The sequence below is a fragment of the Streptomyces sp. NPDC030991 genome (genome assembly GCF_055571235.1).
On record NZ_JBVIFR010000028.1, the window covers coordinates 82449 to 92802 of the forward strand.

At 71.5% G+C, this 10354-nt stretch carries 8 protein-coding genes; 6 read left to right on the forward strand and 2 right to left on the reverse strand.

The features are described from left to right. The first annotated feature begins 228 nt into the window (after positions 1–228). The 3 genes from ACZ45E_RS35380 to ACZ45E_RS35390 are packed head-to-tail and all read left to right on the forward strand — an operon-like array spanning position 229 to position 4246. Positions 229–2076 carry a hypothetical protein gene (locus ACZ45E_RS35380; protein WP_468229243.1) on the forward strand — a complete coding sequence of 616 codons (1848 nt, stop codon included), beginning with the start codon at positions 229–231 and terminating at the stop codon, positions 2074–2076. A 57-nt stretch (positions 2077–2133) separates the two neighbouring features. After that, positions 2134–3129 (forward strand): aldo/keto reductase, encoded by a 996-nt coding sequence (locus tag ACZ45E_RS35385; RefSeq protein WP_468229246.1) that lies wholly within the window; start codon positions 2134–2136, stop codon positions 3127–3129. A gap of 55 nt (positions 3130–3184) precedes the next feature. Continuing rightward, positions 3185–4246, forward strand: a complete 1062-nt coding sequence (locus ACZ45E_RS35390; RefSeq protein WP_468229248.1) for an HAD-IIA family hydrolase — start codon at positions 3185–3187, stop codon at positions 4244–4246. A gap of 158 nt (positions 4247–4404) precedes the next feature. Here the strand turns inward: ACZ45E_RS35390 and ACZ45E_RS35395 are convergent, their stop codons facing one another. Further along, complete coding sequence (locus ACZ45E_RS35395; protein WP_468229251.1) at positions 4405–4854, reverse strand: spore-associated protein; 450 nt, start codon at positions 4852–4854, stop codon at positions 4405–4407. 283 nt (positions 4855–5137) lie between these two features. On the opposite strand from ACZ45E_RS35395, the gene ACZ45E_RS35400 reads away from it, so the two are divergent. Beyond that, entirely contained in the window at positions 5138–5617 is a 480-nt protein-coding gene (locus tag ACZ45E_RS35400; RefSeq protein ID WP_468229254.1) for a hypothetical protein, read from the forward strand. A 238-nt stretch (positions 5618–5855) separates the two neighbouring features. Here ACZ45E_RS35400 and ACZ45E_RS35405 read toward each other — a convergent pair whose 3' ends face one another. Next, a complete protein-coding gene (locus tag ACZ45E_RS35405) occupies positions 5856–6833 on the reverse strand; it encodes a LacI family DNA-binding transcriptional regulator (RefSeq protein WP_468229256.1) in 978 nt (325 codons plus the stop codon). A 259-nt stretch (positions 6834–7092) separates the two neighbouring features. On the opposite strand from ACZ45E_RS35405, the gene ACZ45E_RS35410 reads away from it, so the two are divergent. Together ACZ45E_RS35410 and ACZ45E_RS35415 are read left to right on the forward strand one after the other, a co-directional pair. Further along, positions 7093–8457, forward strand: coding sequence for an NCS2 family permease (locus ACZ45E_RS35410; RefSeq protein WP_468229259.1), 1365 nt, complete (start codon positions 7093–7095; stop codon positions 8455–8457). Between the two features lie 47 nt (positions 8458–8504). Then, positions 8505–10223 (forward strand): adenine deaminase C-terminal domain-containing protein, encoded by a 1719-nt coding sequence (locus ACZ45E_RS35415; protein WP_468229262.1) that lies wholly within the window; start codon positions 8505–8507, stop codon positions 10221–10223. Positions 10224–10354: the final 131 nt, after the last annotated feature.

Genomic DNA, 10354 nt, shown 5'->3' on the forward strand with positions numbered 1-10354 from the left:
TCTCCTCGGATCGAAGCGGATTCGTTCAGAGTTGCCGCAGCGGCGGTTCGCGCGCGCTCTTTCGGCACATTGTCAAACGTACGAGGGAAGGCGCTGGGCCGTACGGGTGACAGTCGGTCTACTCTCGGCCTGCCGCGATACCCGTAGTTCGTGAATCAACAGGTGACTCGTACAGACACTGCTGAAACGACCGCCGACATCACGACCGCACCCCACACCGAATTCACCATGACCGCAGGCGTTCTGCGCCGCGTCGCCCTGACGTTCGTACGCGATCATGTCGTGCAGGTATGGGCTCAGCAGAAGAAACAGAAGGCCCGCTCCGACGACGGTGACTACCGGCAGGAGCACGGATACGAGCTGCCCGAGGGGCGCGAGCAGTTCGATCTGGTGCGGCAGGTCCACGACCAGGCCGACATCCTGGCCGAGGAATTCCCCAAGTACGCGGATCTCGCGGAGCAGAGCAGACGCCATGCCCGGAAGTTCGCCGACGCGAGTACGGGAATTCGCGCCCAGTGGGAGAACCTCCAGGCATTCCTGCGGGACCGCGAGGAGACGGAGGCCGACTCCCACCCGGGCCCCGGGCTCGCCCGAATGGAAGTGCACGACGGCCATGTGACAGTCCGTCTCGGCACGACGCCGCGCGCTCGCGACCGGGCGACGCCCGCACGGGCCCCGCAATACCTGCGTGCGGTGTCCCAACTGCTGGCGACCGTACGGGCCGAGGGCCGGACCCTGACACACACCGAGCGGATCGCGGTGCAACTGGCCTACCTGCTGCTCGACCAGGGAGCGCGGATCGAGGAGGACTACCAGACGTGGGGCGCCTCCGGGTTCCGCTCCCACCAGACCAGCATCTCGATCACCGACCCGGGCGAAGGGCACGTACTCGGCAGCACGACGCACGCCTCCTACCTGGAGGGCACCGTCGTGCACATCGAACACATCGAGCGCGCCGAGAGCAGCGACCGGGACGTCTGCGAGCCGTACCGGCTCCCGTCGATCCGCACCATCGCCCGCGTCCGCCTGCACACCGGACTCTCGGCGCCCGTCTCCGTGTACGTCGGCCGCCCGATGTTCGAAGGCGACTTCGAGACGTCCCTGGTCAAGTCCGTACGCTTCATCGCGGCCGCCTGCTCGACGCTGTTCCAGGCGGGCGTCGCGGAGTGCAAGGTCTCCATGGAGCGCATGACCGCCGAGCAGTCCGTACGGTTCATGCGCGCCGTCTGCGCGGACACCCTGATGAACCCGCACCGGCAGGTGCTCGCCGCGGCCTTCAACCTCAACACCCCCTTCGTCGACGACCGCGAGGACGCCGAGGCACGCACGGTCGAGGACCGCCTGGCACTCGGCCGCCTGGGCATCGAACTGACCCGCCGCGGCGGGTTCGGCAAGGTCGCCTGGGACGGCGCGGGCGACGACCACCCCAGCCGGCCCGTCATCGGCCAGCTCGGGCACCGGGCCGCCGCCACCCTGGTCCATGAGGCACACAGCGCCGGGCTGCTCACCTACATGTCGGCGGGCATCGGCTTCGGCGAACTCGCCGACGTCGTCCACACCGGGGTCGACGCGGTCGGGATCGGCAGCGCCCTGCACCACAAGGACTCCGACACGGGGTTCAACGGCCCCTTCATCGAGGAGCACATCACCCGGCTGCGACACATCCGCGACGCGGCCGAAGCGGCGCCGCGCGGCCAGGCCGCGAGCCTGCTCGCCCGCCTGGACCGCATGCACTACGAGGGTTCCCTGAGCGTCCGGGACGGGGAACACCGCCTGGAGCTGGCACGAGCGGTCACCTCCGACCCGGCCGACGGCCCCGACGAGACAGACCTGTGCGAACTGCTCGCACGGCTCGAACACATCGCCGCGCTGCCCTGCGACACCCGCCACCCCTATCTGAGCTGGGCCACCCGCCTGCTGCACACCGGTACGGCGTCCCTCGCCGCCCAGCGCAGCGCCACCTCCTGGAACGAGCACGCCGGTCTGCTGCACCAGCTGACCGCCCAGGAGGACCTCGAAGAACTCCACATCCGGCTGCACGCGGTCTCGCCGACCTTCCCGGCCCAGGCCCGCTGACCCGGCGACACACGACACGCCACACCCACGAAACGGACCCGCACCACGGAGGACACCATGGACCACACCCACACCAACAAGCTGATCCGCCAGGACGTCGAAGTCGGTCAACTGGGCCTGGGCGGCGTAGCCCTGGCCGGACTCTACGAAAAGGTCGACCACGACCAGGCCGTCGCCACGGTCCGCACCGCCCTCGACCGCGGGGTCCGCTACCTGGACGTCGCACCCTTCTACGGCACCGGCCTGGCCGAACTGCGCTACGGCGACGCCCTGCGCGACGCCGACCGTTCCGCGTACACCCTGTCCACCAAGGTCGGCCGGCGCCTGGAGAAGCTGCCCGGCGGCCGCCTCAGGGACGCCGACGCCATGTTCGAGGGGCGCACCCCCTACACCTTCGAGTGGGACTGGTCGCGCGACGGACTCCGGCGCGGCCTCGAAGGCTCCCTCGAACGCCTGGGCACCGACCACGTCGACATCGTCTACTGCCACGACTGCGACTTCTACGAAGAGGAGGAGAACACCCGCTTCGACGACCGCACCGCCCACGACGTCTTCGAGACCCTCGACGGACTGCGCTCCCAGGGCATGCTGAAAGCCATCGGGTTCGGCCTCAACCGCGACGACTTCCTGCTGCGCATGGTCAAGAACCTCGACCTCGACGTCGTCCTGTGCGCCGGCCGCTACACCCTCCTGGAACAGCCCGCCGCCCAGGAACTCCTGCCCGTGTGCGAAGAACGCGACGTCTCCGTGGTCATCGGCGGCCCCTACAACTCCGGCCTGCTCGCCGACCCTGACGACGCCCACTACGAATACGGCGACGCCCCCGACGAGATGGTCGACCGAGCCCGCGAACTCTCCGAGATCTGCGCCTCGCACCAGGTACCCCTGCAAGCCGCGGCCCTCCAGTACCCGCTGCGCCACCACCAGATCGCCGGCGTCCTCGTCGGCTGCAAGAGCCCGCAGGAGATCTCCGAGAACCTCGACCACTTCGCCACGGACATCTCCGAGGCCCTCTGGTCCGAGCTCGACGACTTCAACGAGTCCGGTGACTAGCCGCTCCCCGGAGCCCCCGTCAGCAGCCGACCTCCCCCAGGCCCCGGAGTCCGCCGTGCCCCTCACCGACGCGCACCACCGCACCCTGCTTCCGCACAGCCCACCCCTCGCATCCGCGCACGACTACGCTTTCCTCGACCTCGACGGCGTCATCTACACCGGGTCCCGGCCCGTCCCCGGAGCGGCCGAAGCCATCGTCCGGGCCCGCGAGGCCGGCCTGCGCTGTGCGTTCGTCACCAACAACGCCCTGCGCACCCCCGAACAGGTCGCGGACAAGCTGCGCAGTTTCGATGTCGCCGCGCGCCCCGAGGACATCGTCACCTCCGCCCAGGCCGTCGCCACGGTGATCGCCGGGCGCCACGGTCCCGGCACCCGTGTCCTCGTCGCCGGTGGGCCGGGCCTCGAACAAGCGCTCACCGAGAGCGGCCTCACCGTCGTCGACTCCGCCGACGACCGCCCGCAGGCCGTGGCCCAGGGGCACGGCGGCCCCGACATGCCCTACAGCCGCTTCACCGAGGCGTGCCTGGCCATCAACGCGGGCGCCCGCTGGTACGCGGCCAACCCCGACCCCACCATCCCCACCGACCGGGGGCCGGCCCCGGGCAACGGCGCGGCCATCGCGCTCCTGCACACCAGCACCGGCAGGACGCCGTTCGTCGCAGGCAAACCGTATCCACCCATCCACCGGGCCACCCTCGCCCGGACCGGAGCGGACCACCCCCTGTGCGTGGGCGACCGGCTGGACACCGACATCGCCGCCGGACACCACAACGACAGCGACACGCTCCTGGTCCTCACCGGGGTGACAGGCGCCGCCGACGTGATCGCGGCGCCGCCCGAACACCGGCCCACGTACATCGCCGAGGACCTCCGCGCCGGCCTCCTGGGTGAGCACCCCGCCGCCACGGGTGACGAGGAGACGTCACGTTGTGGGGGCTGGACGGCGCGGCGCGGCGGCGACGCCCTCGTCCTCGACGGAGAGGGCCGCGCGACGGACGCGCTGCGCGCCTTGTGCCACGCGGCCTGGACGGCGGCCCCCGACCGTGCCTGCGCGCTCGACTGCGAGGACGCCCTGGGCACCTTGAGGGCGCTCCGGCCGGGGAAGTGGGCGGGATGAGAGACCCGTACGGCATCCCGTACGGCAGCCCTTACGGCACTCCGCACGCCCCCCGGTTCGGGACCCCGCGCGGGAGCAGGGAACGGATACAGGCCGGCAGCCCGGGTCCTGAGTCAGGCTCAGTTCACACCCGGGCTGCCGGTGGAGGGAGCGGTGCGTCAGCGGATGGAGGTGACGCGCTTCTCCGTGAGGCTGGCGCAGTTGGAGCCGTACACCGAGACGTACACGTTCTTGATGTTCCCGCCCCAGTCGACACAGTGGGCCTTGCCGTAGACGGAGGCCGGTCCGGCGTAGGAGGTGTAGCGGCCGCTGTCCGAGTCGCCCTGGTCGGTGTCCGCGACGTAGATCCACGTCGACATGTCCACGGCGGTGCCGGGGGAGCTGCGGATGGTCGCGACGCAGTTGCGGCCGTTGGTCGCGTTGTAGGTCAGGTAGACGGTGCCCAGGGAGCCGACCGCCGCCGAGTTGACGGTCTTGTAGGCGCTTCCGCACACCTTCTGCGGCGTGGTGTTGGCGGCGGCGGAAGCCGGTGACGCCAGCACGGCGATAGAGCCGGCCGCCAGGCCCGTCACGGCGACCACGGACAACATGGAACGGGTGAATCGCATATTTCCCCCATGGCGTTCTTGGAGCGGTTGCTCCTGTTTGGTGTGACCCGCCGGGCACGGGAATGGTTGTTGTGCGGTGGCTGAACTGGCTGAGATGTGGGGGAGTGGCCGGAAATCGACCGAAGGGCGGAGCGTCGCTTCACGATGTGATCACTGAGATGTCACGAACGTGTCCTGAGTACATGCACGATGCAACTGGTGCGACCATGCCAACTGTCTGAGAGGGCGGAAAGCAACACGGACGACCGCCCGACGAAGCCCCACGCAGAGGAAAGACATCAGCATGCGCACTCGGAAGAGCTCGGTACTGACCATGACCGCAGTCGCCCTCGGCCTGGCGCTGACGGCCTGCGGCAACGACGGCGCCGGCAGCGCGGCCCCTTCCGCGAGCAGTTCATCGGCGACGTCGACGGCCACGGGCGCCCCGCGGTCCGGCACCGCGGACGGCGCGTCATCGGACACGCCCACCAAGACCTCGGGCACACCCGCCAACTCCTCCGGCGCCTCCGCCGAGTCCGGCACGAAGTGCACGGACCAGCTGGACTACGCCGACGACCCGCGCTCCAACGCCGAGATCAACTCCATCGGCGAGGACACCGGCACCTGCCCCGCGCCCCAGAAGTCCGACGCGGCGTCAGGTACGCCGAAGGACCCCGGCACGAAGTGCACGGACCAGCTCGACTACGCCGGCGACTCCCGTTCCAACGCCGAGATCAACTCCATCGGCGAGGACACCGGCACCTGCCCGCCGGTGAAGCAGTAGGGAACTGCCGCACGGCACACCCCGCGACGCCGGGCGCGCGACCTTCACGAAGGAGGCCGGTCCTAGGGCGTGTTTCGAAAGTCCCGCCTGCCCCGCGATGCCTGGCACGCACGCTCGCCGCGTTGCCGGAACGCCCGCATAGCTCCGCTATGAGGGCGCCCCGGCGCCTTGCGATCGCACGCACCAGACGCCGCGGGGCCCGCCCTTCGGGCGGACGACGGGACTTTCGAAACACGCCCTAGGAGGAGCGCGGGGGAGCCGTCGACGCCCGCAGCACGGGCGCGGCCGGCAGGCGTGAGGTGACAGTGCGCCGGTGGCCGTCGATGAGTTCGTGCAGGCGGGTGACGGCGAGCGTGCCGACCTCCCGCAGCGGCACATCGAGCGCCGTGACCGGCGGCGTCGTCGCGCCGAGCGTGCTCAGGTCATCGGCCGCGGCCAGGCTGATGTCCTCGGGGACGCGCCGCCCGGCCACGCCGAGCCCGTGCAGCAGCCCGAGCGCCAGATAGCTGTTGTACGCGAGGACGGCCGTGGCGGCGCCGGGCAGGGCCCGCGCGGCCTCGATGCCGGCGTCGAACGTGGGCGGCAGGGGACCGAGCACATGGATGCGGGCGCCCGCCCCGGACGCCTGCGCGGCGAGCGTGGCACGCCGCTGTTCGTCCGCCCAGGAACCGGCGGGCCCGGAGACGTAGGCGATGTCCCGGTGGCCCTGGGCCAGGAGGTGGCCGAGCAGTTCGGCCAGACCCGCGGCGGTGTCGGCCACGACGGCGGGCAGCCGGCCCACCTGGCGGTCGACGAGGACGAGCGGGCGGCGTCTGAACCGCTCGCGCAGCGCCGCGTCCGTGCCCACCGGCGTCACCATGATCAGCCCGTCGGCCTGCTCGGAGAGCCGGTCGGCCAGGGCGGCCTCGCGCTCCGCGTCGTACTCGGACACGGCGATGAGCAGATGACTCTCTGTCTCCTCCGCCGCCTGCTGCGCCCCGATGACCAGCGGCGCGAAGAACGGGTTGGAGAGCGTCGGCACGATCAGTCCGATGAGGCCGGTGCGGCCGGTGGTCAGGGCGCGGGCCGCGGCATTGGGGTGGAAGCCGAGCCGGTCCGCCGCCTCCCGCACGCGCAGCCGTGTGGCGTCCGCGACCATGTCGGGGCGCTGCAACGCTCGCGAGGCGGTGGCTTTCGACACCCCCGCCGCACGCGCCACGTCCAAGAGCGTCGCCACCGCTGTCCCCCCTTGCCTGCCGTCCTGCCCGAGAAGCCAGGCCCCCGACAGTCTGCCGCAGGCTCCCGGGAATCCGTCCGGGCCCCTGTTCACTTTCGCTTTACGTCGTGTCATGATACCTGCAACCGGTCTCTGCAACCGGTTGCAGAGACCGGTTGCAGAGGCCGTACCCAGTCGGGTGCCCCGCACGCCCGCGCCCCTCCCGCGCCGACGTCGCCGCAGAACCGCCCTGCCCACCCCTCATCCCCGCCGAGGTCCCATGTCCACCACCGCTCCGCCGACCGGCGAGCAGACCGGCGACGCGGCCCCCGCGCCCGCCTCCCTCGTCGAGCGGCTCTTCCGCGTCCGCGGCCGCGGCAGCAGCCACCGCACCGAACTCGTCGCCGGCGCGTCGATGTTCATGGCCGCCGCCTACGCCGTCGTCGTGGTCCCCGGCCAACTGGCGGGCGCCGGGGTGCCGCACGGCGCGGCCACCACCGCCGTCATCATCGCCATCGCCCTCGCGACCCTCGCCATGGGCCTCGTCGCCAACCTGCCGTTCGTCGTCGCCCCGGGCCTCGGCGGTGTGGCGCTGGTCGCGTTCACGATCGTCGGCCAGGACCACGTCCCGTGGGACACGGCCCTGGGCATGGTGTTCTGGTCCGGCGTCGCCTTCCTGCTGCTCACCCTGCTCGGCATTCGCGACCTGGTCACCCGCCTGATGCCGATGAACCTCAAGTACGCCATCAGCGGCGGCCTCGGCCTCTACATCGCCCTGATCGGATTCCGCGACGCCGACCTCGTCGTCGGCAACGCCGACAAGGCCGCGCTCGGCGTGGGCGACCTCTCCCAGCCCGCCGGACTGCTCGCCCTCGGCGGCCTGCTGCTCCTCACCGCGCTGGCCGCGCGCAAGGTACCCGGCGCCTTCCTCATCACCATCGCGGCGGTCACCGTCGTCGGTATCCCCCTCGGTGTGACGGACGTCCCCGGCAGTCTCTTCGCCGCCCCGGACTCACCCGGGCCGCTGGTCTTCAACATCGACATCGTCGGGGCCCTGCGGCCCGAGTACTTCCCGTACATCTTCGCGTTCTTCGTGTCCGAGTTCTTCTCCATGACGGGCACGCTCCTCGCGGTCTCGGGGCGCGCCGGGCTCCTCGACAAGGACGGCAACATCCCCGGCTCCCGCCGCCCCTTCCTCGTCGACTCGGTCTCGGTGATGGGTGGCTCGGCCGTCGGCGCCCCCTCGATGACGGCCTACCTGGAGTCCTCGGCCGCCGCCGACGCGGGCGGCAAGACCGGCCTCGCCTCCGTCTGGGCGGCCTGCGGCTTCGCACTGCTGCTGCTCGTGACGCCGTTCGCCACGCTGATCCCCTCGGCCGCCACCGCGCCGGTACTCATCTACATCGGCCTGAACATGCTCGGCGCCCTCAAGAACGTCGACTTCAAGGACCCGACCAACGCCGTCCCGGCGGCCCTGACCGTGGCGACCACTCTCTTCTTCGGCAACTTCGGCACCGGCATCGCGACCGGCCTCGCGGCCCACGTCCTGGTCAAGACCGTCAGCGGCCGCGTCCGCGAGGTGCCCTGGCCGCTGTGGATCGTCATGATCCCGCTGGGCTACTACTTCTACACGCTCGTCCCGTGACGGCCCCCGCCCCCGCGACGAACCCCCTCCGAAGGAGCACGACCCCCATGAGTGACCAGCACGACCTCCGGATCCACGGCGGGCGCGTGGTGTCCACCTTCACCGGCGAGGAGTTCGCCGCGGACGTCCTGGTACGGGACGACCGGATCAGCGCGGTCCTGCCCCCGGGCACCCCGGCCGACGCCCGGGAGGAGATCGACGCGACCGGCATGCTGGTCGTCCCCGGTTTCGTGGACGCGCACATGCACATCGAGAGCGCGTTCCTGACGCCGCAGGAGTTCGCCGCGGTGACCCTGGCCCGCGGCACGACCACCGTCCTCGCCGACCCGCACGAGATCGTGAACGTGGCCGGGCGGGACGCCATGCGCTGGATGATCGACGCCGGACACGAGACGGCCCAGACCCAGCTCTGGGGGGTGCCGTCGTGCGTACCCGCCCTGGAGGGCCTGGAGGAGGCGGGCGCCGCCCTGTCCGCCGACGACATCGCGGAGATGCTCCGCTGGCCCGGCGTGATCGCGCTCGGGGAGGTGATGGACTACCGGGCGGTCGTCGCCGGTGACCGGCGGATGCACGACATCACCGCCGTGGCCCGCGCGCAGGACGCCATCCTGGACGGCCACTGCCCGAACCTCAGCGGGGCGGAGCTCAGCGCCTACCTCGCCACCGGCGTCGACTCCGACCACACCAAGAACCGCACCGAGGTGGTCCTGGAGAAGGCCCGCCTCGGCATGACGATGATGCTCCAGGAGAAGTGCCTCACCGAGGAGGTGGCCGCGGCCCTGCTCGCCCTGCCCCAGCTCCCGCCGCTGTGCCTGGTGACCGACGACCTCGCGGCCGACCACATCGTCGACAAGGGACACCTCGATCACATCGCACGGGTCGCGGTGGCCGCCGGGTTCCCGCCCCACGTCGTGCTCAGGGCCCTGACGTGGACGCCGGCCCAGCGCCTGCGACTCCACGACCGCGGTGTCGTCTCCCCGGGCAAGCGCGCCGACCTGGTGCTGCTGCGCGGCGAACTCGCCGCGTTCGACCCCGCGTGGGTGATCGTCGGCGGCCGGGTGGCGGGCCGGAACGGCGCGCCTGTCCGGCCGACGACGGCCGACGACGCCCCGGCCGTCGTGCCCCTCGACAGCCGGGTGGACGTCGAGCCCCAGGACGCGGAGGCGTTCCGCTGGCGCGTTGACCTGCCGGACGGTGTGCACACCTTCCGGGCGATGCGGGTCAACCAGCGCGACACCTACACCGAAGCGGCCGAGATCGACCTCCCCGTCCAGGACGGCGAGGTGCACTGGGAAGGCCGCACCGCACTCGTCCGCGTCCGCAACCGCTACGGGCGCCCCGGCGCCGTCTTCGCCCCCCTGCTGGGCCGCGAACTGACCGAGGGCGCCGTCGCCTCGACGTACGCGCACGACAGCCACAACCTGCTGACGATCGGCACGTCCCGCGCGGCGATGGCCACCGCCGCGGCCACCGTCGTCGCCGACGGAGGGGGAGTCGCGGTCGTCCGCGGACCCGCGGGCGAGTCGGTCGCGGCCCGCATGCCGCTCCCCGTCGGCGGCGTCCTCTCCGCCCGCCCGGCCCGTGACGTCGCCGAACAGGCGGCCGCGGTCCGAGCGGCCCTCGAGGACTGGGGCTGGCTGCATCTCAACCCGTTCATGAGCGTGTCGACCCTGACCCTTGCCGTCTCACCGGCGCTCAAGATCACCGACCGGTCACTGGTGGACGTCGTACGGCGTGCGGCCGTGGGAGCGACGACGACGAGCTGAACGGCGCCACCCCCGCGTCGCGGCACAGCCCCCCGCTGTGCCGCCGCGCGCCCCCCGGGAACCTTCTTCTTCCCACCCCACCGCCCCCAAACCCCCGTTTTGGAGGCCCCCCGACAACCCCCCTCCCCTCC